Raw genomic sequence first — 22,080 nt, 5'->3', positions numbered from 1 at the left:
GTCCAACCTCGCGCGCCCGAACCCGGAAATCCAACAGGAAAATCCGCACAGAGCAAGCACCCGCACCACTGAATCGCGTGACAGCACCCCTCTTACGTCCGAAGAACCGAGCGCTATCACCCTAGTGTCCCGTGTCGGAGACTAGGTTCTTCGGACGCAAGCGATCAGGATGCGTGGACGTGGGGGTTGCGGTCGTCGACGACGTAGGACGCCCGGGTGACGATGGGCGCGCCTGGTGTTTGGACGAAGGGGACCACGCGGTAGTCGGAGCGCCAGCGGTCCTTGTCCACTGTCACGCGCACGTAGCCGCGTTGGGAGTTGAAGAACTTCATGTGCGGGTTCGCGGCCAGGAACTGCAGACCCTGGTCGGTCATGTCCGCGCCATCCCCGCCGCTGGTGATCGACGTGCCGACGAACTCCGTGCCGACGGCCACCGAGTCCGGGTTGCCGTAGTCGCGCTTCAGTTCCAGCGCGTAGTTCTGGTGCCGGTCACCGGTGATGACGACCAGGTTGCGCACCCCGCTGTCCTGCGCGGCGCCGAGCAGCTCGTTGCGCTCGGCAACGTATCCGTCCCACGGGTCCAGCCAGATGTGGGTCTCTTCGCCGGGCGTCCAGTCGGTCTGACCCATCGGCGCCTGGTTGCCGAGCACCTGCCAGCGGGCGTTCGAGCTGCGGAAACCGTCCAGCAGCCACGCCTTCTGCTTCCCGCCGAGCATCGTGTTGTCCGGATCGAACCGGTCGTCACAGGTCGAGGAGTCGCCGTCGCCGCAGGGCTGGTCGGAGCGGTACTGCCGGGTGTCGAGCATGGTGATGTCCGCCAGTCGCCCGTACGGCAGCCGCCGGTGCAGCCGCACATCCGGCCCGGACGGCATCTGGTCGTGCCGCAGCGGCATGTTCTCGTACATCGCCTGGAACGCGGCCGCCCGCCGGGCCCGGAACACCACCGGGTCCTGGTCCGGCTCGGTGTCCTTCTGGGACAGGTCGCCGGCCCAGTTGTTCTCCACCTCGTGGTCGTCGATCGTCTGGATCCACGGGTGCCGGGCATGTGCGGCCTGCAGAGGCGCCTCGGTCTTGTAGAGCGAGTACTGCAGGCGGTACCGCGCGAGGTCGAACGTCTCGGTGTGGAACCGCGGGTCGGTCACCACGCCCCGCCGGTTCATCTTGACCCCGGACTCGTAGATGTAGTCGCCCAGGTGCACGACCAGATCCAGGTCTTCCTCCGCGAGGTGGTCGTACGCCGTGAAGAACCCGTCCTGCCACGCGTTGCACGAGGCGAACGCGAATCGGAGTTCGCGGGGCGACGCGTACGGGTGCGGCGTTGTCCGGGTCCGGCCGATCGGCGACACCTCGCCGCCGGTGCGGAACCGGTAGTAGTACTCGTGGTCCGGCTGCAGCCCGTGGATCTCCGGGTGGACCGAGTGGCCGAGCTCGGACGTCGCCAGCACACTCGACCGGCGCACGATGTGCCGGAATCGCTCGTCCCGGGCGACTTCGTATTCCACTCGCACTGCTTTGTCCGGCATCCCGCCGCGCCCGTCAACGGCGTACGGGTCGAGGGCGAGACGCGTCCACAGCACCACGCTGTCGTGCCGCGGGTCGCCGGACGCGATGCCGAGGGTGAACGGGTTCCCGGTGCCCGCCGGGGCGGCGTACGTGGTCGAGGCGTCCCAGACTCCGGTGCCGAGCAGTACGGCGGCGGTGCCGGCGCCTCCGAAGCCGAGAAATCGGCGACGTGAGACTGGCATGAGGTTCCTCCTTGGGCGGATGGGGGATCCGGGTCAGCCTGCAGCCGTCAGATGACCTCCGGTCGGCGGTCGCCCGTCGCGCAGGTTAACGAAGTTGTTCGGTAAGTTAACAGCAATCACCGGTAGATCGACCAGAGCTCAGCATCAGATCAGTGCAGCTGATCCGGGGACCGGCAGGATGGGGGCATGCAGGCAGACGAACGGATCCGGCGTGCGCGGCCGGACGACGTACCGGCGATCGTGGGACTGGTGCACGGACTGGCGGAGTACGAGCGTGCCCCGGATGAGTGCCGGCTGACGGCTGAGCAGCTGGAGACCGCGCTGTTCGGCGGCTCCCCGGCCGTCTTCTGTCACGTCGCGGAGCTCGAAGGCGAGGTGGTCGGGTGCGCGCTCTGGTTCCTCAACTTCTCCACCTGGCGCGGCGTCCATGGCATCTACCTGGAAGACCTCTTCGTCAGCCCCGACCAACGCGGCTCCGGCCTCGGCAAGGCCCTCCTGATCGCACTCGCCCAGGAGTGCGTCGCCCACGGCTACGAACGCCTCGAGTGGTCCGTCCTCGACTGGAACACCCCCGCCATCGACTTCTACAAGTCCCTCGGCGCCCTGCCTCAAGATGAGTGGACCACCTACCGCCTGACCGACGAGGCCCTCACCAAGCTCGGCAGCTAACTACGCGTGCGGTTCTTGGCTTGGTACATGGCGTGGTCGGCGGTGCGGAGGAGTTCGTCCAGGTCGGTGCTGAGAGGGGTGACGGCTGCGGTGCCGATGCTGGTGGTCACGGGGACGTCGATGCCGGTGAGAGGGCGGCGGATGGACTCCTCGAGCCGGCGGATCAGAGCGGTCAGGTCGTCGTCGTCGATCTCCTCGGCGAGGATGGCGAACTCGTCGCCGCCGAGACGCGCGACCGTGTCGCCGTGCCGGACCTCGGTGAGCAACCGCTCGGCGATCTCCCGGAGCGCCCGGTCGCCGGCTTCGTGACCGTACCGGTCGTTGACCTGCTTGAAGTGGTTCAGGTCGCAGAACAGCAGTACGCCGCGCCGCCCGCTCTGCCGCGACCGTTGCAAGACGGCGTCGAAGCGGTGCTGGAGCAGCCGCCGGTTCGCCAGCCCGGTGAGCGGATCGTGGCCGGCGTGGTGCTGGAGTTCGCGCTCGGCGTCCTTGCGCGCGGTGATGTCGTCGATCTGGATCAGCAGGATCCCCGGCTGATCCTTGCCCTGGTCAACGATCGCCGCGGTGCCGCCGAGCCAGATGTGGTTGCCGTCGGCCCGCAAGAACCGCCGCTCGAACCGGTGCGGCCCAGGGCCTGAGCTGAGCTGGTCGCGTTCGCGTTGGGTCTGCCCGGCGTCCTCGTCCTGGAGGTAGTCGAGCATCCGGCTGCCGATCAGCTGGCTCTGGTCGTACCCAGTGATCCGGCAGAAGGCGTCGTTGACCCGCAGGATCCGGCCCGCGTCCGGACCTTCGAACGCGAGCGTCGCCATCCCGTTCCCGGCACCCTCGAAGACCAGCCGGAACGTCGTCTCGCTCGCCTCCAGCCGCGCCTTCTCGGCCAGCAACTGGTCGGTCAGCCGCGCCTTGTCGATCGCGAGCCCGGCCTGGGTCGCGAAGATCTCCAGCAGTTCGCGGTGAATCGGCCCCGGCCGCCGCTGGTCCTCGGGCAGGTCGACCGCCAGCATCCCGACCAGCTCGCCGTCGGACGAGTACAGCGGCGCGAACAACGCGTCCAGCGGATGCCACGCGTCCGGCTCGGACGACACGGGTACGTCGGGGACCCAGCCGACCACTTCGCCCTCGGGCAACCGCTCATGCGGTACGAAGCGCAACCCGCCCCACTGGTCCGCGATCTTGAACTCCGCGTCGAAGATGTCCGCCGCGCTGACCGTGCCGAGCAGGGCCTCCTTGGCCTCGGGGGATCCGGCGACCGCGATCACCTCGAACTTGCCGTCCGGCTGCCGCAGGTTCAGCACCGCGATCCCGAAGCCGAGCCCGTTGACGACTCCGTCGACCACGGCCTGCAGGGTTTCGGCCAGGCTCCGCCCAGCACCCATCCGGGCGCTCACCTCGTAGAGACGGCGAACTGCGGTCAACCGCACAGTGGGCTCGTTCTGCACTGTGAATCTCCGGCGTCACGGCGTCGGCGGCCTCACCCGGGACCCCGCCGTGGTGAGGGCCCCTTTACAGAGTGACAGATCCGGCCACTGGGACAGCGCCTTCCGGCAAACGAATGCGGACTTTCGTGCCGGTCGGAGAGCATGCTCTCGCAGTGAGTGACGACAACAGAGCCTAACTCACCGACCGTGATCCGATCCCCAACCGCCGACCCGAGATCGCGTCGAGCCTGTACGCCCGACCAGCAGCCAGAAGCCCGATCAGTAGCGCAGTTCGGCCAGGGTCTGGTAGCTCGTCCGGGCCGAGTCCCACTGGTCGGTCGGTGCGTCGTGCTCGACCAGCCAATGCTCGATCCCGGCCTGCCCGGCCGCCGCGAACATCGCCGCGAAGTCGAGCCGGCCGCTGCCGACATCCGCGAACGACCCGTCCTCGGCCATGTCCTTGACGTGCAACGCCGGGAACCGCCCTGGGTACGTCTGGAAGTAGTGCACCGGATCCTTGCCCCCGTTCACCACCCAGTACAGATCCAATTCGAAACCGAGAAGTTCCGGTTCGACCTCGTCGCACAGGATGTCGAACAGCACTTGGCCGTCGACCTCGTCGAAGTCGTGTCCGTGGTTGTGGAAGAGCAGCCGCAGTCCCGCGTCCCGGGCCGCCTTGCCGCCCTCGGTGAACGCGCCGGCCGCTTCCCGGAAGCCGGCCAGGGTCCGCAGTTCCCTGGGCAGCGACGGTACGACGATCCACTGGCCGCCAAGCGTTTTGACGTCGGCGAGCGCACCCGCCCAGTCGTCGGTCAACCGGCTGTACGGGACGTGCTCCAGCACGATCCGGAGCTCCGCGTCATCGGCGAAGGACCGGATCTCCTCGGCGGAATGGCCGTGCCTGCCGCTCACGCCGATCGACCGGTAGCCGATCTTGGCCAGCTGCCGCAGGGTACCGGGATAGTCCGCGGCCAGTGCTTCGCGCATGCTGTACAGATGCATCCCGATCCCGTCGGCGGGGATGGTGCGGTCGCTCATAGCTCTCCTTCGGCTGGGGTCGTTGCTTCGGGGAGTTATTGATGCAGGTGATTATTTGCTTCAGGCAACGTGCTCCAGATAACGCCGCAGAGCCAGGTCGAAGACCTCCTGGCCGGGTGCGTCCCACAGGTCCTGGTTGAAGATCTCCACCTCGACCGGCCCGGCGTACCCGGCCGCGTCGCAGGCCTCGCGCAGTCGGCGCAGCTCGATCGAACCATCGCCCATCATCCCGCGGCCGAGCAGGTTGTCGACCGGCAACGGGACGATCCAGTCGCTCACCTGGTACGAGCAGATCCGCTCACCGGCCCGCTCGATCTGCCGGTACACATCCGCGTCCCACCACAGGTGATAGGCGTCCACGATGACGCCCACCTGCGTTGCCGGGAACTGCTCCGCGAGATCGAGTGCCCCGCCCAACGATGACACGACGCACCGGTCCGAGCAGAACATCGGGTGCAGCGCTTCCACCGCGAGCCGGACTCCCCGTTCACCCGCGTACGGCGCGAGCTCGGCCAACCCATCCCGAACCATCGCCCGTGCCCCGTCGAGATCACGCGAACCGGCCGGCAGCCCACCGCTGACCAGCACCAGTACGTCGGTGCCGAGCGTGGCCGCCTCGTCGATCGCGCGCCGGTTGTCCTCGATCTTCATCCGCCGTTCGGCCTCGTCCGTCGCAGTGAAGAATCCGCCGCGGCACAACGACGACACCCGTAACCCGGCGTCCGCGACCAACTTGGCCGCCCGCTCCACGCCGTACTCCTGAATCGGCTCCCGCCAGAGCCCGATCCAGTACAGCCCGGCCTTGTTGCTGGCCGCAACGACGTCCTCGAGCGGCCAGTACTTCGTGGTCGCCTGGTTCAGGCTGTACCGGTTCACGCGTCGACCCCGTTCACGGCCAGCAGTTGGCGGAAGCGGCTCACGGCAAGGGACGGATCAGTCAGTACGCCGGCCTGATCGGCCAGCCGGAACGTCTCGGCCAGATGGGGCAGCGACCGTCCGGTCTGCAGTCCGCCGACCATGGTGAACCCGGGCTGGTGCCCGTTCAGCCAAGCGAGGAAGGCGATTCCGGACTTGTAGTAGTACGTGGGCGCCGCGAAGATGTGCCGGGCCAGCGGTACGGTCGGCGCGAAGATCTCCTCGTACCGCGTGAGCTCGCCGTCGTCGAGTGCTTTCAGCGCAGCCGCCGCGGCCGGTGCGATCGCTGCGAAGATCCCGAGCAACGCATCGGAGTACCGCTGGTCGTCGCCGCGGATCAGCTCCGGGTAGTTGAAGTCGTCGCCGGTGTAGAGCCGTACGTCGATCGGTAGGCGATTGCGCAGGGCAACTTCCTTCGCGGCGTCCAGCACCGAGACCTTGATCCCGTCGACCTTTGCGGTGTTCTCCGCGATCAGGTCGACCACCACATCGGCCGCGGTGTCGAGCGATTCGCTGCCCCAGTACCCGGTCAACGCGGGATCGAACATCGACCCCAGCCAGTGCAGGATCACCGGACGCGACGACTGCGCGAGCAGCCGGTCGTAGACCTTCCGATAGTCGTCCGGGGACGAAGCCGCCGCACACAACGCGCGGCTGGCCATCAGGATCGGCTGCGCACCGACCTCCTCGGCGACGGCCAACTGCTCCTCGTACGCCGCGATCACCGTCTCCAGGGAATGATTGCCAGGGGCAAGCTGATCCGTCCCGACACCCACCGCGATCCGGCCGTCCGGGGCCTCAGCCGAAGACCGCCGGATCAGCTCCTGGGTCGCGGCCCAATCGAGCCCCATCCCGCGCTGAGCGGTGTCCATCGCCTCGGCCACGGACAACCCGAGCGACCACAGGTGCCGCCGGAACTCCAGCGTGTGCTCCCAGTCGATCACCGCAGGCGCACCGGGCGCGTTGTCCCCCAGCGGATCCGCCACCACATGCGCCGCCGCGAAGGCCAGCCGGCTGCGGGCAGGCTCATAGGTGCCCTGGGCAACAGGTGTGCCGATCAGCTGATAGGTCTCCAGTCCACCGGCGGCGGGTAACCGCAGCGACAGCGTCATGCCTTCGCCTCGATGTCGAGCGCCGGAACCTCCAGCTTGCGGCCCTCCCGCCACGACTGCAGCCCGAGCTCCGCGAGCTGCACACCCTTGGCGCCCTCGACGAAGTCCCAGGTGAACGGTGCGTCGTCGACCACATGCCGCAGGAACATCTCCCACTGCACCTTGAACCCGTTGTCGAACACCTCGTTGTCCGGCACGGTGGACCACTGGTCGCGGAAGTTCTCGGTCGCCGGCAGGTCCGGATTCCACACCGGCTTCGGGGTCGCGGACCGGTGCTGGGCCCGGCAGTTCCGCAGCCCCGCGACCGCCGACCCCTCGGTCCCGTCCACCTGGAACTCGACCAGCTCGTCCCGGAACACCCTGGTGGTCCACGACGAGTTCAGCTGCGCGACGATCCCGCCTTCCAACTCGAACACGCTGTACGCCGCGTCCTCCGCGGTCGCGTCGTACGGGTGGCCCTGCTCGTCGTACCGGGTCGGGATGTGCGTGGCGCCCTGGCAGTAGACCGACTGGACCGGGCCGAAGATCTGGTCGAGCACGTACCGCCAGTGGCAGAACATGTCGACGATGATTCCGCCGCCCTCTTCCTGCTTGTAGTTCCAGGCCGGCCGCTGCGCCTCCTGCCAGTCGCCCTCGAACACCCAGTAGCCGAACTCGCCGCGGACCGACAGGATCTGCCCGAAGAACCCGCCGTCGACGAGTCGCTTCAGCTTCCGCAGACCGGGCAGCGACAGCTTGTCCTGGACGACACCGTTCTTCAGCCCGGAGTCGCGGACCAGCCGGGCCAGGTCGATCGCGGCGTCCAGGCCCTCGGCGATCGGCTTCTCGCAGTAGATCGCCTTGCCGGCCTCGACCGCCGCGCGGACGCCCTTCTCCCGCAGCTGGGTGAGCTGGGAGTCGAAGTAGATCTCCACATCCGGCTCGGCCAGCGCCTCGGACAGGTCGGTGGTCCACCGGGTCAGCTCGTACTGCTCGGCGATCCGGCGCAGCTTCAGCTCGTTGCGGCCGACCAGGATCGGCTCGGGGATGATCATCGACCCGTCGGCGGCCTGCAGGCCGCCCTGCTCGCGGATCGCCACGATGGAGCGCTCCAGATGCTGGCGCAGGCCCATCCGGCCGGTCACTCCGTTCATCACAATGCCGACGTGTCGCTCGTTCACTGTGCTGCCTCTCTTCGGCGCTTCGTCTGCGCTCTGCTCTGTCTAGGTCGGGCCGGATTCCGTACTGCGGATGGTCAGGTGGTGCCGAGGTCGTACACGTCGAGGCGGCCGCACATCCCGTGCCGGCCGTACTCCGTCGGGTTGGGCAGCTGGTGGAGTTCGGCGGTCCAGAGGTGGGGGGCCTCGCCGGCTTCCAGAGCGTCGAGGGCTTGCCCGGTCTCGTCAGCGAGCCGGCGAGCGCCTTGCTCCCAGCGGCGACGCCAGTCCGCGAGCTGCGGACGGACGAGCCCGATCGCCGCCTGGTAGAACGCGTCCAGCGCACTCGACCCGTCCACCTCGTACGCCGCGCGCAGGGCGGCGTACCCCTCGAGCGCAAGGTCGCGGCGAGCCATCGCGGACGTTGTGCGCGCCTCGCCTTCGCCGATGAGCGTGGTCGCCTTGAGATAGGTCTCGCGGTCGGTGAGGTGTTCGGGTGCGAGGGTGAGGACGGCGTCGCCCGCCTCGGGGAGGCCGGAGTTCGACATCAGGGTGAGGATCTGCAGGCCGCCGCCGTTGACCAGCCGGTGGATCGTGCCGGGGTCGAACCAGACCACGGTGCCGGCCTGGAGCGGGGTCTCGGTGTACCCCTTCGGGTTGAGCGTCTGGACCGCACCGGAGCCGGCGATCACGTAGTAGCCCTCGGAACAGGCGAGGTGCACGTGCGGGGTGCCGCCGACCAGACCGTCGGGGGCCTCGATGTCGTACACCTTGAGCAGCGAGACGCCGATGCCGCCGGGCAGGGCCGTGGACGGGCCCGGACTGAACTCGCACATGGTTCCGCCTCCCGCATCCGCCGTGGAAAGGGCTTTCCAAGGCTTGTGCGGCAACCTTAGGTGTGCGTTCCCGGCAGAGTCAACCCGATGCCGCTTCCGGCCGGAAAGCGATTGCACTCTCCCCGCCTGTCGTACTCCCGTGCACCGCCCGGATCGGGGATCCGGGGCGTCGAGTCGTGCATCAGAAGGCGGGGCAATCGGTTGCCGAGCCCCGATATCCACGACTCGGTAAGCCCGGCCGCCTGGCCGACCACACGCACCGTCGCACAGATCGGGGAGGGCTCCTGGCGGGACCGGGGTGGGTTCTTGCCCGGCAGCGGCCCGGCAGCCCGGGTCTATTCGCGGTCCGAACCTGGCGTGGCAGTGCCGTCTGGGCTCGCTTCGGGTTTTGTGTAGAGGACTTCGCGGACCTGTTCCGCGGCGCGGAGGATGGCCTCGCTGATGAAGTCGCTGAAGCGGGCGATGTTCTCCAGGCGGGCGGCGGCCGGGCGGTCGCGGCCGAGGACGTCGACGCCCTGCCGGGCGATCTCGGCGACCTGGGCCATGCCGCGGGCGCTGTCGATCGTCGACTGGTACCAGACGCCGTCGTCGACGAAGTAGCGCTCGCGGCGGCGTTCGTCGCGGACCCGGCGGACGAGGCCCTGATCCTCGAGGAGCGCGATCGCCTTGGAGACCGACGCCGGGCTGACCTGGAGGTGCTGGGCGAGTTCGGATGCGGTGAGGCTGCCGGCGTCGGCGACGAACAGGCAGGTCAGCACCCGAGCCGTCATCTTGGGCAGGCCTTGTTGCATCAGCAGGGTGGTGAACGCCTCCTCGTACTCGCGCACGGCCTCGTCGTCGCGCCCGTGGCTCTGCGCCGGCGCACCGTGTCCTCGGGGTGGGCTGGGCTTCCGCTGGCGGGCGCGGCGTTCGGTGGCGCGGTGGGCCAAGTCGGCGCGGTAGGCGGTGGGGCCGCTGTTGCGCATCACCTCACGCGTGATCGTCGAGGTGGGGCGGTCGAGACGTCGGGCGATCTCCGCGTAGGCGAGGCCGTCGGCCAGCCCCAGCGCGATCTGCTGACGTTCCTGCTGGGTCAGCCTGCCTCCCGGCACGGTGATCTCCCTTCGTGTGTCGCTAGCGCCGTCAGCGTAGCGTTCATTCAAGTTCTATGCAACGGCAAGGAAGCTTTTCGTTGCGTTAGATTCATACCAGTTGCAACGATATCTTGCCTGTGACCTGCACGAATGCAGATTGTTCGCAACGATGTGCTTGCCAGATTGTCGAACGCAACGTAGCGTTTCCGGTGTTAGAAACAACAAGCACACAAGGAGAGCATGATGAACAAGTTCGAGACCCCTGCCGCGATCTCCGCCGTCGTGGACATCCCCGCCGGGCGCATCCAGGTCATCGCCGCCGACCGGGCCGACACCACCGTCGAGATCCTGCCCACCAAGGCCTCCAAGGGCCGCGACGTGAAGGCGGCCGAGCAGACCAAGGTCGAATTCGTCGACGGCGTCCTGCGGATCACGGGCCCGGCGGAGAAGAACCAGCTCCTCGGCCCGTCCGGATCCATCGAGGTGACGGTCCAGCTGCCCGCCGGCTCGAGCGTCGAGTCGAAGGCGGCAGGCGCAGAGTTCCGGAGCGTCGGACGGCTCGGCGACGTCGCCTGCGAAGGCGCGAGCGGTGCGGTCAAGATCGACGAGGCCGCGAGCGTGCGGGTGGCCGGCTATGCCAGTGACGTCACGGTCGGCCGCCTGACCGGCCCCGCGGAGATCAGCACCCAGAAGGGCGACATCAACATCGCCGAGGCCACCTCCGGCACGGTCGTGCTGCGCGCCCAGATGGGCAACGTGACGGTCGGCGCCGCCAACGGAGTCTCCGCCTCCCTGGACGCCCGCACCGGCTACGGCCGGATCAACAACGCGCTGAAGAACACCGAAGGCGCCGCAGCCGGCCTGACCATCCAAGCGACCACCGAGCAAGGCGACATCACGGCCCGCAGCCTGTAGAGAACGGCATGACAGCCAATCAGCTCCAGCGCCCTGGGATCCACCTGCAGGGCGCTGGAGCTGTCGTACTAGGAGCCGGGGGCCAGGGCGGCCGTTAGGGCGGTTGACCAAGTGGTGCGGAGGTGTTGGCGGGTGGGGGCGTCGATTGACGGCGTGAAGGTGCGGGCGGGTGTGTTGGCGGGGGGCCAGGGGGCGTTGAGGGTTTGGTGGGCGAGTTGGGCTGCGCCTAGGGCGGAGAGTTCGGGGATGTTGGCTACTTCTACGGGGTAGCCGAGGAGGTCTGCCTGGGTTTGCATGAGGAGGTCGGCGGCGGTGGCGCCTCCGTCCGCACGGAGGCAGTGGGGCGTCGTGCCGGTGAGTTCGGTGATGTCGCAGATCTGGTGGGCGACGGCGTCGATCGAGGCGCGGGCGAGGTGGGCGCGGGTGGTGGCGTTGCTCATGCCGGTGAAGGTGGCGCGCGCGTTCCGGTCCCAGTGGGGTGCGCCGAGGCCGGAGAACGCGGGGACCAGCGTGACACCGCCGGCGTCGGGGACGGTGGCTGCCAAGGTGGCGAGTTCGCCGACGTCGGGGAGGCCGAGGATCCCTGCGGTCCAGGCGAGGGCGGCGCCGGAGGAGATGATGTTGCCTTCGAGGGCGTACAGCGGTTCGTCGGTGAGCCACGCGAGGGTCGAGGTCAGCGCGGACTGATCCGGTGCGAAGGCGGCCGTCGGCGTCATCACCGAGGAACCGGTGCCGTAGGTGGCCTTGATCATCCCCGGCTCGGTGCAGCCCTGGCCGTACATCGCCGCGTGTGAATCAGCGAGTACGGCGACCACCGGGATCCCGTCCCGCAGACCGGGGACCCCCGACGTGACCCCGAAGCCGGCGTTCGACGCGCGCACCTCCGGCAGTACGGATCCCGGTACGCCGAACGCGGCCAGCAACTCGTCCGACCAGTCCAGCGCGAGCACGTCGTACAGGAGAGTGCGGGACGCGTTCCCGGCCTCGGTCAGGTGCTCACGGCAACCAGTGAGTTTCCAGATCAACCACGAGTCGATCGTGCCGACGCAGACGTCGGTGAGGTCGGCCAGGGATGACAGCAACCAGTTGATCTTGGGCGCGGAGAACATCGCGTCCACTCGTAGCCCGGTCCGTCCGCGCGCCAACTCACTGACCGAGGTCGGCAATGTCTCGCACCATTCGGCCGTCCGCACGTCCTGCCAGCCGATCACCGGACCTACCGGCTTCCCGGTCCGCCGATCCCAGGCGGCCACGGACTCCCGCTGGGTGGACAACGCCAGCCCAGCGATCTCCACCGAACCCGCCGCTGCCAGGCACCGCGACACAGCCGTCAGCACGCTCGCCCAGATTTCGTCCGCATCCTGCTCGGCCCAACCAGGACGCGGCAGCGAGAGCCCGGCCGGCGCCGACGCCGTCGCCAGTACTACGCCCTGCGGGTCGACCAGCACCGCCTTCGTGTTGGTGGTGCCTTGATCGATGGCGAGCACTGCCCCGTGCTCACTGATCGGCGACATCACGGCCCTCCTCGGTGACTTTCGGCTGACCTCTTGACGGGACTGTAGCCGGTGAGCAGACTCAAGAGCGACAGTCTATGCAGTACTGAATATCTATGCACGACTGAGAACCAGGACCGCGACAGACCGGAGGAGTGCGCAGATGAAGCCGACCAAGCGCCGGGTGATCGTCAACACCGACGCCAAGAACGAGGCCGACGACCAGTTCGCGATCGTGCACGCGCTGTTGTCGCCGACGTTCGACAACCGCGGGCTGATCCCCGCGCACTTCGGCACCCGGCGGTCGGACCGGAGCATGGAGGAGTCCCGCGAGGAGGTCGACCTGCTGCTCGAACTGCTCGGCATGACCGGGCAGGTGCCGGTCGCGAACGGTGCGCCGACCGGCATCCCGGACGAGCAGACCCCGCTGGACTCACCCGGTGCGCGGCTCATCATCGAGGAGTCCAAGCTGGCGTCGAAGGGCGATCCGCTCTACGTGTCCTTCCTCGGCCCGCTGACCGACATGGCCTCGGCGATCCTGCTCGACCCGGAGATCGTGCACCGCGAGGTGATCGTGATCTGGATCGGCGGCCGTGGGTACGACGGCCTGACGTCGTACCCGGGCATCGAGTTCAACCTGTCCAACGACATCCCCGCCGCCAACGTCGTGTTCGGGTCCGGCATCACCGTCTGGCAGGTGCCGAGCGACGTCTACACCAAGGTGTCGGTCAGTTACGCCGAGCTCGACGAGAAGATCGGCGACGCCGGACCACTCGGCAAGTACTTGATCGAGCAGTTGCACGAGTGGAACGCCACCTACCACCCCGAGCCGATCGAGTCCCGCTCACTCGGTGACTCACCGGCCATCGCCCTGATGCTCTACCCGTCCAGCGGTGCCATGCGGGTCCGGCCCGCGCCGCGGTTCGGGTCCGACGGTTGGTACCTGCCCGGCACCAACAACCCCATCAGCGTCTGCGAGCAGGTCGACGTCCGGTTCCTGCTGGAGGACATGTTCGCCAAGATCCGCCGTTTCGCTCGGTAAAAGGAGTAGGAAAGCATGACCACAGAACCCACCACCCCACCGCCCCGGACAACAGGCAGTTCGTTCACCCGCCGGGGATTCCTCGGCCTCACGTCCGCCGCTGTCGCCGGCGTCGGTCTCTCCGCCTGCACCGGCGGCGGCGCGTCCACCGGTAGCGGTGCGACGGCCGCGGCCACGAACAACCTGCGCGTGTTCACCTACGAGGGTGACGAGACGATCGACCTGTTCAAGGCGCAGATGAAGGCGTTCGACCAGCAGGCCGGTACGACGACAACAGTCGAGAGTCTGCCGGGATCGGGTGCGGCGGTGTATCCGGACAAGCTGCGAACGCAACTGCTCGGTGGCAAAGGCCCAGATGTCTGGCGGATCTGGGGCGGTCAGATCGGAGCACCGTTCGCGAAGGCCAAGCAGGCGCTGGACCTGAGCCCGTACTACTCCAAGTTCGGCTGGGACTCGAAGATCAACACCGCGGCGATCAGCGGGATGACCTTCGACGGGGTGAAGTCCGGGGTGCCGTTCGTCTCCCTCGGAATAGGTGCCTGGTACAACAAGTCACTGCTCGCCAAGGCGGGCGTGAGCGGCCCGCCGACGACGTACGCCGAGCTGGAGGCGATGAACGACAAGCTCGTCGCGGTCGGCGTGACGCCGTGTGGTCTCGGTGGAAAGTACGGCTGGGACATCATGCGGCTGTTCGAGTACCTGCTCGAGCACACCGCCGGGCCGGAGTTGCACGACAAGCTGCTTACCGGCGCGGAGAGCTGGGACCGGCCCGAGGTGGTCGAGGCGTTCGCACTGTTCAAGAAGTGGCAGGACAAGAAGTGGCTGCCGCAGGGCGCGCTGGGCCTCGACCCGGCCGACATAGAGCCCGCGTACGTCCAGGGCAAGACGGCGTACACGATCACCGGACCGTGGACCGAGGCGGCCTCGATCCTGTCGGCGAAGAAGAACCCGGCCGGCTTCGGCAGCTTCGAGCTGCCCACCGACCAGAGTCCGGCCCGCCACTCGGGCTTCGTCGAGGGCTACATGATCAACGCCAAGTCGGGGAACGCCGACAAGGCCGCGGAGCTGATCGACTTCATCGTCAAGCCCGCGACACAGAAGGCGTTGCAGGTCAGCGCCTCGACGGTGAAGGGCGCCGAGCCGGACGCGAAGTCGCTGCCGCTGTCCTACGAGTGGTCCCAGAAGTACGGCTCGAACCCGTTCTACACGATCCAGGATCAGGCGTTCCCGAAAAAGCAGGCCGACCAGTACTTCAGTGTGCAGAGCGACATCCTGCAGGGTTCGGTGACACCGGACGCGGCGGCGAAGAAGATGCAGGAGATCGTCTCCGCCTGGGCCAAGGGCTGAGTCTGCGTCATGGCGACTGTCGCGATCGCACGATCGAAGCCCGGGGCAACGAGGCGCCCGGCGAAGAAGGGCGCGAAGCGGGGTGGCAAGTGGTCGCCCTGGCTGTTCGCCCTGCCCGCACTGGTGGTGTACGTCGCGTTCCTGGTGTACCCGGCGGTGTCCTCATTGTGGTTCAGCCTGACCGACTGGGACGGCCTGAGCGCGACGTACAACTTCGTCGGGCTGGACAACTACGCCAAGCTGCCCAGTGATCCGGTGGTCGCCACCGCGGTCCGGAACAACCTGATCTGGACCATCGTGACGATCATCGTCCCGACCGTGATCGGGCTGGCTCTGGCGATCGCGCTGAACGGCAAGGTGCACGGCAAGCCGATCCTCCGGATGGTCTTCTACACACCGGCCGTGCTGCCGTTGGTGTCGATCGCCTCGATCTGGGGCTGGCTCTACAACCCGCAGTACGGCGCGATCAACTCGTTCCTCCGGTTGATCGGTCTGGACGGGCTGGCCCAGCCGTGGTTGGGGCAGGACTCGACCGCGTTGTGGGCGGTGATGGTGCCGGCCATCTGGTTGCGGACCGGCTTCCCGATGTTGCTCTACTTGGCTGCCCTGCAAGGGATTCCGAACGAGCTCTACGAGGCCGCGACGGTCGACGGTGCGAGCCGATGGCAACAGTTCTGGCATGTCACGATGCCGGGTCTGCGGCCGGCGCACTACATCGTGCTGGCGTTGTCGCTGATCGACTCGTTCAAGGTCTTCGACATGATCTACGCGATGACGTACGGCGGTCCTGGTACGGCGACGCAGGTGATGGGAACGTGGATGTACGCCAACGTCTTCCAGTACTACCAGGCCGGATACGGCACGGCCATCGCAGTCGTGATCACGCTGGTGGCGATCGCGGTCGGCATCCCGTACGTACGGTCGCAGACCAGGGAGGCGTCATGACGATCGCACCGGTTCGGGTGGAGGCCGCCGTACCAACCGAGCCGGAACCGGTGAGCCGGCCGTCGAAGGGTCGTCGCGGGCTGGTGATGACGCTGGTGCTGGCGGTGACGGCGATCTTCTGGATCTCGCCGCTGGCGTTGCTGGTGATCACCGCGGTCCGGCCGCTGGCGGACTTCATCGGCAACGGGCCGTTGTCCTGGCCGGATGAGTTCACCTGGTCCAACTTCAAGGACGCTTGGGGTATCGGCAACTTCGCCACCACCTATCGCAACAGCGCGTTCCTGGCGTTGATGAAGGTGCCGCTCGGCGTGGCGATCTCGGCGATGCTCGGGTTCGCACTGGCCAAGCTGCGGATGAAGTTCCGGCGTACGGTGATGTTCACGGTGTTCCTCGGGCTGACCATCCCGATCTACATCACCATCGTGCCGGTCTTCATCATGATGCGCGGTGCCGGTGCGACCGACAGCCTGTTCGGGTTGATCGGGCCGTACCTGGCGTTCGGCATCCCGTTCGAGGTGCTCGTGCTGCAGTCGTTCTTCCGGCAGATCCCGGACGAGATCATCGAGGCGGCCAAGGTCGACGGGGCCGGCGACTGGCGGATCTTCTTCACCATCGTCCTGCCGCTGTCCACGCCGGCCCTGGTGACGGTCGCGATCCTGGACGCGGTGGCGACCTGGAACGAGTTCCTGTTCGCACTGATCCTGCTGAACTCCGATGCCAACAAGACGATCCCGGTCGGGCTGCTCAACTTCCAGGGGCAGTTCGCCAACAACAACACCGGTCTCGCGGCGGGCATCCTGATCGCCGTGGTGCCGATCCTGATCGCGTACATGCTGCTGCAGCGCTGGATCGTCGGCGGGCTGACCGCCGGCGCCACCAAGGGCTGACCACATATGGAGGAGATCACCATGACCGACCTGCCGGTGTTCGGCGCGGGTATCTGGCATTTCGCAACCTACAAGGACCGCTACGCCACCGACGGCTACGGCGACCCGGTCGGGCTGCTCGAACAGATCGACCGGGCGGGCGCCGTCGGCGATCTGTCCGTGGTGGACCTGAACTGGCCGTTCGCGGGGTACGACGGCACCCTGGACGACGTCAAGGCGGCCCTGGACCGGAACGGGTTGCGCGCCATCGCGATCACCCCGGAGATCTACACCCGGGACTTCGTCAAGGGCTCGATCACCAACCCTGATCCGGCGATCCGCAAGCGGGCGATCGAGCTGTTGCACGAGGCAACCGAGTTGGCCAAGGACCTGGGCTGTTCGTACGTGAAGCTGTGGCCCGGGCAGGACGGCTGGGACTACCCGTTCCAGGTGAACTACCACGACATCTGGAACCTCGCGCTGGACGGCCTGCGCGAACTCGTGTCCGCCCATCCCGACATCAACTTCGTGATCGAGTACAAGCCACGCGAGCCACGGGTGAAGATCATCTTCCCGAACGTGGCCAGGACGCTGCTCGGGATCGAGAAGATCGGGCTGCCCAACCTCGGCATCCTGCTCGACTTCGGCCATTCCCTGTACGGGCTGGAGACACCCGCCGACGCGGCCCAGTTGGCGATCGACTACGGCCGGCTGTTCGCGATCGACGTGAACGACAACCTGCGCGGCTGGGACGACGACATGGTGGTCGGCTCCGTCCACCTGGTGGAGACCTTCGAGTTCTTCCACACCCTGCGGAAGAACAACTGGGAGGGCGTCTGGCAACTCGATCAGTTCCCGTTCCGGGAGGACAGCGTCGAGGCGGCAAAACAGGCGATCCGGTTCCTCAAGGCCGTGCACTTGGCCCTCGACACGCTGGACGAGGAGGCGCTCGCCGCGGCGCAGGCCTCTCACGATGCGCTCGCGTCCCAGCGGTTGATCCAGCGGGCGCTGCTGACTTCGATGGCCGGCCTGGAGGATGCATGAGTAAGGCTGCTCTCTCGGTAGAGCACACCACCATGCCGCTGCTCGGCCGGCTGCCCGCGCACAGCAGCCGGGCCGAGCAGGTCGCGCACATCGCCGAGGCGGCGCGGCAGATCCGGATCCAGGACCTCAAACTCGTGTACCACGCCGGCGCCGGCCATATCGGGGGCGACTTCTCCGCGATCGACATCCTGGCCACCCTGTACGGCGCGGTGCTGGAGATCGGCCCCGAGACCGTGGCGGACCCGGAACGCGATCGGTTCATCCTGAGCAAGGGACATGTCGCCGGGGCGCTCTACACCACGCTGGCGGCGTTCGGGTTCCTGCCGATCACCGAGCTCGCGACGTTCCTGAAACCCCTGTCCGCGTTGAACGGTCATCCCAACCGGACCAAGGTCGCTGGGGTCGAGGCCAACACCGGACCACTCGGGCACGGTCTGCCGATCGCGGTGGGCCATGCGTTGTCGGCCAAGCTCGACGTGTCGTTGCGGCGTACCTATGTGCTCGTCGGCGACGGGGAGTTGCAGGAGGGCAGCAACTGGGAGGCGATGATGGCGGCCTCGCAGTACCAGCTGGACCGGCTGACCGTGATCGTCGACCGGAACCGGCTGCAGCAGGGCGCCACCACCAAGGAGACGAACGACCTCGACCCGTTGCCGGAGAAGGCGGCCGCGTTCGGGTTCGCGGTGGTCGAGGTGAACGGCCACGATCACGGCGAGCTCCTGGATGTGCTGTCCGCCGTACCGTTCCGGCCGGGCAAGCCGACGTTCGTGATCGCCCATACCCACAAGGGGCATCCGGTCTCGTTCATGAGCAACAACGTCGCCTGGCATCACAAGGTGCCGAACCCGGCGGAGTACCAGCAGGCGATGACCGAACTGGAGACCGTCGGGCAACCCCGGCTCGCGGTGAGCCCTCGACTCGACAAGGAGCTGCGATGACCGTCGTCGACACCTCGATCGCGGACCAGCCGCGGTACGACTGCCGCGACGCCTACGTGGAGACGCTGGCCGAGCTCGCGCATGAGGATCACCGGATCGTCGGGGTGGTGAACGACTCGGTCGGCTCAAGCAAGTTGAACAGTTTCCGCAAGGCGTTCCCGGATCGGCTGATCAACGTCGGCATCGCCGAGCAGGACATGGTCGGCGTGGCGTCCGGGCTGGCGAACGGCGGCCGGATCCCGTTCGTCTCGGCGGCGTCCTGCTTCCTCACCGCGCGGGCGCTGGAACAGATCAAGGCCGATGTCGCCTACTCGAACACCAACGTGAAGCTGTGCGGGATGAGCCCGGGCGTCGCGTACGGCGAACTCGGCCCGACGCATCACTCGATCGAGGACATCGCGTGGTTGCGGGCGATCTCGGGGATGACGATCATCGTGCCGGCCGATCCGGTGGAGACCGCGGCGGCGTTGCGGTGGGCGGCGGCGGTCGACGGTCCGGTGTTCATCCGGGTCAGCCGGATGAGTGTGCCGCAGGTGTACCCCGACTCGTACACGTTCGAGCCGGGCAAGGCGATCACGATGCGCGCGGGGAACGACGTGACGCTGATCAGCAACGGCACGGTGTTGTGGCGGGCGATGGTCGCGGCCGAACAGCTTGCGGCGGAAGGGATTTCGGCGCGCGTGCTGTCGATGCCGTCGGTCAAGCCGCTGGACGTCGAGGCGGTCGTCGCGGCGGCCGAGCAGACAGCCGGGATCGTCACGGCGGAGGAGTCGACGATCGCGGGCGGTCTGGGTGGCGCGGTGGCGGAGACGGTTGTGCAGCACCATCCGGCGCGGGTGTCGATCCTCGGGATTCCCGAGTTCGCGCCCACGGGGTCGGCCGGCTACCTGCTCGACCGCTACGGCCTCTCCCCGGAAGGCATCGCCGACACCGCCCGCCGGCTGGTTAGCTGAGGTGGTTGACCAGATCGGCGATGGAGATCATCGCCAGGCCGTGGGTGTCGGCGAAGGTGCGCAGTTGATCGCCCGACATGAGCGTGCCGTCGTCGTTCATCAGCTCACCGATCACCCCAACCGGAGGCAGTCCGGCCAGGCGGACCAGTTCCACTGTGGCTTCCGTGTGGCCGGACCGGTGCCGTACGCCGCCTGGGACGGCCCGCAACGGCAGGATGTGCCCGGGCCGGATCAGGTCGGCGGGCTGCGCGACGGGATCTGCCAGCACCCGAACGGTCCGGGCCCGGTCGGCGGCGGAGATGCCCGTCCCGACGCCGGTGCTCGCGTCGACCGACACCGTGTACGCCGTCCGCAGGCTGTCTTGGTTGTTCGGCACCATCAGCGGCAACTCGAGCCGGTCCAGCACCTCCGGCGCGCACGGGGCGCAGACGTAGCCGCTGGTGTAGCGCACCAGCATCGCCATCAGTTCGGGAGTGGCGAGACTGGCGGCGAAGGTCAGGTCGCCCTCGTTCTCGCGGTCCTCGTCGTCGATCACCACGACCGGCCGGCCGAGAGCGATCTCGTCGACGGCTCGCTGAACGGTGTCGAGCCGGGTCTTCACGGAGCCCTGCATGCGCTTCCTCTCGGCATGGCGCTCCGGGGCAACGACAAACCTCGCAACGCCCTCTACGCGGACAGGCACGTCCACAGGGCGTCGCGAAGACTGCCACGTGCATCTTCCCATCCGGACTTTCACCGTCGGTTCCGGAATTACACCGGATCAACCGGACACCCTCGCGGATGTACGGGTCGCGGACTGTTACCGCCGGCTCGGAATTTCACCGACCCCAGAGCACGTGTTGTCTACGTCACCGCTCAGTCTATCCGCGCGAACCGCCAACCGCAGTGTCGTGTCCGTCTCAGCCCGCCCGCCGGTTGCGAGTGTGCTGTTATCGATTCGAGCCCCACCCCACCGCCCCGGTCAGTCGTAAGTGATCCGATATTCATGAAGGGAAGGCTGCCGTGAGCGAGATGGGAACCCCGGTGTGGCGCGAGCTGGAGCTCGTACTGACCGACGGCCCCGACACCGAGGGCAGCGGCCCGGAGGTCGACGGCGGCGGTAACCCGTACACCGAGGTCGAGGTCTGGGTCGATTTCGAGCATGAGACCGGGATCCGGCTGCGGCGGCCGGCGTTTTGGGACGGCGGGCGCACCTGGCGGGTCCGGTTCGCTCCGCCCGAGGTCGGCAGCTGGAAGTGGACGAGCGCCGGTTCGCTCCCAGAGCAGAGCGGTCAGCTCGACGCGGTCGCCGCCGAGCCCGGTGAGGCGAATCCGTTCTACGCCCACGGCTTCTGGCGGATGTCCCCAGGCGGGCGCAGCCTCGTGCACGCCGACGGGACCCCGGCGATCCTGGCCGCCGACACCCCTTGGGCGCTGCCGTGGCGGGCGACCCCCGAGCAGGTCCGGGTCTACGCGGCCGATCGCCAGGCCAAGGGCTTCAACGCGGTCCTGCTGATGACCATCCAGCCCGACATGCGAGCCGTCGGACCACGTGACCGAACGCAGGACGAGGGATTCGGCGTCGGCTTCGACGATCTCGGCGAGGGACACCTGAACCGGATCGAGATCGGCTACTTCCAGTACCTCGACGAGTTGATCGCGATCCTCGTCGAGCACCACCTCGTACCGGTCCTCCAGCCCGTGTTCCACGGGTTCGGCTGGAAGGGTCTCGACGTGGCCGGTCCGGTCGTCCCGCCGGTGGAGTACGCGCGGTACTGCCGCTACCTGGTTGCCCGGTACGGCGCTCGGCCGGCCCTCTACCTGGTCGGCGCAGACGGATCCGGGGAGGAGCCGCAGATCCCGGCCGGTGGAGCCGAGGTGCACGCCTGGGACTGCTACGGCCAACCCACCGGGATCCACTATCGCCCGCACATCCGGAGCGACGCGTTCCAGGACGCGGAGTGGCTCGACTTCCAGTGGTGCCAGACCGGGCACGAAGGCGAACACGTGGCTGAGCGAGTGGCCGACATGTGGCGGAACCTGCCGATCAAGGCGGTCGCGAACGGCGAACCGACGTACGAGAACTCCGGTGTCACGGGCAAGGCGACCGGCTGGTGGCAAGGGCACGAGGCGTGGAGCAACCTCTGCGCGGGCGGCACGATGGGCGTCGTCTACGGTGCCGGCAGCCTCTGGCAGTGGCGGCTGCATCCGGACGAACGCGGGCACGAGCCGTACTTCGTGGCGCCGGGCGCCGGTTGGCGCGAGGCGCTCGACTTCGAGGGTTCGGTGTACGTGGGAATGGTGTCGAAGATCCTGGATGGGCTGCCGACCACGGACATGGCGCCCGACTGGACCCGGGCGATCGCGGGGCGCGCGCTGAGCGTCGACGGCCGGATGTTCCTGGCGTATCGGGAGAACGGTGGTCCGATCATGGTCTTCGACGATTCGGTGCCGCTGAACTACCGGATCGTGGACCCGCGGGACGGGTCGGTGGTCGCCGTCGGGGTACGGGAGTCGCCCCGCGATCCGATCCCGGATGCCGGTGGTGCTCCGCGGGTGTATATCTGCCTGGCCGACGAGGATCTGCCGTCGGCTGACCTATAGTCCTGGTTCTGA

Annotated in this window: 20 protein-coding genes and 1 riboswitch; of the genes, 10 read left to right on the top strand and 10 right to left on the bottom strand. The window is 67.7% G+C overall.

The features are described 5' to 3' along the window. Positions 1-164: 164 nt before the first annotated feature. Complete coding sequence (locus tag EV643_RS38825) at positions 165-1,745, bottom strand: alkaline phosphatase D family protein (RefSeq protein WP_133805228.1); 1,581 nt, start codon at positions 1,743-1,745, stop codon at positions 165-167. A 186-nt stretch (positions 1,746-1,931) separates the two neighbouring features. Here EV643_RS38825 and EV643_RS38820 point away from each other — a divergent pair, with 186 nt between their 5' ends. After that, positions 1,932-2,414 (top strand): GNAT family N-acetyltransferase, encoded by a 483-nt coding sequence (locus EV643_RS38820; RefSeq protein WP_133805227.1) that lies wholly within the window; start codon positions 1,932-1,934, stop codon positions 2,412-2,414. Here EV643_RS38820 and EV643_RS38815 read toward each other — a convergent pair. The 7 genes from EV643_RS38815 to EV643_RS38785 all read right to left on the bottom strand — a co-directional run bounded on the left by EV643_RS38815 (position 2,411) and on the right by EV643_RS38785 (position 9,960). Further along, positions 2,411-3,835 carry a diguanylate cyclase domain-containing protein gene (locus tag EV643_RS38815; protein ID WP_238166103.1) on the bottom strand — a complete coding sequence of 475 codons (1,425 nt, stop codon included), beginning with the start codon at positions 3,833-3,835 and terminating at the stop codon, positions 2,411-2,413. The genes EV643_RS38820 and EV643_RS38815 overlap by 4 nt on opposite strands. Before the next feature lie 276 nt (positions 3,836-4,111). Then, positions 4,112-4,870, bottom strand: coding sequence for a sugar phosphate isomerase/epimerase family protein (locus tag EV643_RS38810; RefSeq protein WP_133805226.1), 759 nt, complete (start codon positions 4,868-4,870; stop codon positions 4,112-4,114). Positions 4,871-4,930: 60 nt separating this feature from the next. Further along, positions 4,931-5,746, bottom strand: coding sequence for a sugar phosphate isomerase/epimerase family protein (locus EV643_RS38805; RefSeq protein WP_133805225.1), 816 nt, complete (start codon positions 5,744-5,746; stop codon positions 4,931-4,933). Continuing rightward, the gene (locus EV643_RS38800; protein WP_133805224.1) at positions 5,743-6,897 is read right to left on the bottom strand and encodes a dihydrodipicolinate synthase family protein; all 1,155 of its coding nucleotides are present in this window, start codon (positions 6,895-6,897) and stop codon (positions 5,743-5,745) included. The genes EV643_RS38805 and EV643_RS38800 overlap by 4 nt, the downstream gene beginning before the upstream one ends. Then, complete coding sequence (locus EV643_RS38795) at positions 6,894-8,057, bottom strand: Gfo/Idh/MocA family protein (RefSeq protein ID WP_133805223.1); 1,164 nt, start codon at positions 8,055-8,057, stop codon at positions 6,894-6,896. Before EV643_RS38795 ends, EV643_RS38800 begins: the two co-directional genes overlap by 4 nt. 74 nt (positions 8,058-8,131) lie before the next feature. Next, on the bottom strand, positions 8,132-8,869 hold the full coding sequence (locus EV643_RS38790; protein ID WP_133805222.1) for a cupin domain-containing protein: 738 nt from the start codon (positions 8,867-8,869) through the stop codon (positions 8,132-8,134). 335 nt (positions 8,870-9,204) lie between these two features. Next, positions 9,205-9,960 (bottom strand): GbsR/MarR family transcriptional regulator, encoded by a 756-nt coding sequence (locus tag EV643_RS38785; RefSeq protein ID WP_133805221.1) that lies wholly within the window; start codon positions 9,958-9,960, stop codon positions 9,205-9,207. A 225-nt stretch (positions 9,961-10,185) separates the two neighbouring features. On the opposite strand from EV643_RS38785, the gene EV643_RS38780 reads away from it, so the two are divergent. Beyond that, complete coding sequence (locus EV643_RS38780; RefSeq protein ID WP_133805220.1) at positions 10,186-10,857, top strand: DUF4097 family beta strand repeat-containing protein; 672 nt, start codon at positions 10,186-10,188, stop codon at positions 10,855-10,857. Positions 10,858-10,925: 68 nt separating this feature from the next. Here the strand turns inward: EV643_RS38780 and EV643_RS38775 are convergent, their stop codons facing one another. Then, positions 10,926-12,371 (bottom strand): FGGY family carbohydrate kinase, encoded by a 1,446-nt coding sequence (locus EV643_RS38775; protein WP_133805219.1) that lies wholly within the window; start codon positions 12,369-12,371, stop codon positions 10,926-10,928. A gap of 142 nt (positions 12,372-12,513) precedes the next feature. On the opposite strand from EV643_RS38775, the gene EV643_RS38770 reads away from it, so the two are divergent. The 7 genes from EV643_RS38770 to EV643_RS38740 are packed head-to-tail and all read left to right on the top strand — an operon-like array spanning position 12,514 to position 19,485. Next, a complete protein-coding gene (locus EV643_RS38770; RefSeq protein WP_133805218.1) occupies positions 12,514-13,392 on the top strand; it encodes a nucleoside hydrolase in 879 nt (292 codons plus the stop codon). Positions 13,393-13,407: 15 nt separating this feature from the next. Further along, positions 13,408-14,739: an ABC transporter substrate-binding protein gene (locus tag EV643_RS38765; RefSeq protein ID WP_133805217.1), complete on the top strand. Its 1,332-nt coding sequence runs from the start codon at positions 13,408-13,410 to the stop codon at positions 14,737-14,739. Between the two features lie 9 nt (positions 14,740-14,748). Then, positions 14,749-15,684: a carbohydrate ABC transporter permease gene (locus EV643_RS38760; protein WP_133805216.1), complete on the top strand. Its 936-nt coding sequence runs from the start codon at positions 14,749-14,751 to the stop codon at positions 15,682-15,684. Continuing rightward, the gene (locus EV643_RS38755) at positions 15,681-16,571 is read left to right on the top strand and encodes a carbohydrate ABC transporter permease (protein WP_133805215.1); all 891 of its coding nucleotides are present in this window, start codon (positions 15,681-15,683) and stop codon (positions 16,569-16,571) included. The genes EV643_RS38760 and EV643_RS38755 overlap by 4 nt, the downstream gene beginning before the upstream one ends. Before the next feature lie 21 nt (positions 16,572-16,592). Next, entirely contained in the window at positions 16,593-17,594 is a 1,002-nt protein-coding gene (locus EV643_RS38750) for a sugar phosphate isomerase/epimerase family protein (RefSeq protein WP_133805214.1), read from the top strand. Beyond that, a complete protein-coding gene (locus EV643_RS38745) occupies positions 17,591-18,532 on the top strand; it encodes a transketolase (protein ID WP_202869955.1) in 942 nt (313 codons plus the stop codon). Before EV643_RS38750 ends, EV643_RS38745 begins: the two co-directional genes overlap by 4 nt. Continuing rightward, positions 18,529-19,485 (top strand): transketolase family protein, encoded by a 957-nt coding sequence (locus EV643_RS38740; RefSeq protein WP_133805213.1) that lies wholly within the window; start codon positions 18,529-18,531, stop codon positions 19,483-19,485. The genes EV643_RS38745 and EV643_RS38740 overlap by 4 nt, the downstream gene beginning before the upstream one ends. Here the strand turns inward: EV643_RS38740 and ribB are convergent. Then, the gene (ribB, locus tag EV643_RS38735) at positions 19,478-20,098 is read right to left on the bottom strand and encodes a 3,4-dihydroxy-2-butanone-4-phosphate synthase (protein WP_133805212.1); all 621 of its coding nucleotides are present in this window, start codon (positions 20,096-20,098) and stop codon (positions 19,478-19,480) included. The two genes, EV643_RS38740 and ribB, sit on opposite strands and share 8 nt — an antisense overlap. A gap of 93 nt (positions 20,099-20,191) precedes the next feature. Then, positions 20,192-20,325: riboswitch (FMN riboswitch) on the bottom strand. 171 nt (positions 20,326-20,496) lie between these two features. Here ribB and EV643_RS38730 point away from each other — a divergent pair. Then, positions 20,497-22,068, top strand: a complete 1,572-nt coding sequence (locus EV643_RS38730) for a glycoside hydrolase family 140 protein (RefSeq protein ID WP_133805254.1) — start codon at positions 20,497-20,499, stop codon at positions 22,066-22,068. Positions 22,069-22,080: the final 12 nt, after the last annotated feature.

This window comes from Kribbella caucasensis (assembly GCF_004361855.1).
GTDB lineage: Bacteria > Actinomycetota > Actinomycetes > Propionibacteriales > Kribbellaceae > Kribbella > Kribbella caucasensis.
The sequence above is the reverse complement of the archived record's forward strand: the minus strand, read 5'-3'. Positions and strand labels throughout refer to the sequence as shown.